This is a genomic window from Kistimonas scapharcae (assembly GCF_039540975.1).
In the GTDB taxonomy this organism is placed as follows: domain Bacteria; phylum Pseudomonadota; class Gammaproteobacteria; order Pseudomonadales; family Endozoicomonadaceae; genus Kistimonas; species Kistimonas scapharcae.
In genome coordinates this window covers 1-662 of the sequence record NZ_BAABFL010000164.1, presented here as the reverse complement: position 1 = coordinate 662, position 662 = coordinate 1, and the positions used below count along the sequence as shown (strand labels likewise).

The following is a 662-nucleotide window of genomic DNA, read 5'->3' as shown; positions in this document are numbered from 1 at the left end:
GCCATGACAGGGAGGTCAGCATGCGACCATTAACAGAAAGTGAGTATGAACAGGTCGAGCAGGAAGCGGAACGTCGGCTGGACACCATCTGGGCATTCGCCGAAGGCCACACCCTCTTGCTGGAGTTCATCGAACAATACGCCCAGCAACTGCAGAAAATGGTGATGAGCCGGGTTATGCGGGAATACCTGAACGATCACCGACCCGAACAATAAAAAAAGGGACTCTCGAGGAGCCCCTGGAGCAAGGGATTACCACTTACCCTTATCGTCGTAGATGAAGATAGCTTTAAAAAAATCCCTGCCCTCGTTTGTCAGGAAATACTCCCCTGACTTTCGAGACGCAAAGCCATACTCGTTAACCAGCACCTTCATGGCCTGATCCACGTCCTGGACATCACGGCCGACATGTCGGCTCACCGTCGCCAGATCACAGGTGACCTTCATTGCCAGCATTTTCTGGGTATTAACCAGATACAACGCCAGCAGGGTCGCCACTTCCAGCATGTTGAGATTGAACAGGGCCGAGGTTTTCCCGAAAGCAGTGACCAGCGGATCCTCAGTCAGCACGGACGGTTCTACGGCCAGAATATCCACAGCTGACGACAGGCTGCAGGCATCGCAGTCGTAAACGATATCGGTATAGAACCGTCGCCCGGGATG

At 53.5% G+C, this 662-nt stretch carries 2 protein-coding genes; one reads left to right on the top strand and one right to left on the bottom strand.

The window, feature by feature from the left end; translation table 11 throughout:
• A partial coding sequence (locus ABD892_RS10190) for a hypothetical protein (protein ID WP_345195514.1) occupies positions 1 to 215 on the top strand: 215 nt, incomplete at its 5' end.
• 36 nt (positions 216 to 251) lie between these two features.
• Here the strand turns inward: ABD892_RS10190 and ABD892_RS10185 are convergent.
• Positions 252 to 662 (bottom strand): hypothetical protein (locus tag ABD892_RS10185; RefSeq protein ID WP_345195513.1); only part of this gene is annotated, 411 nt, incomplete at its 5' end.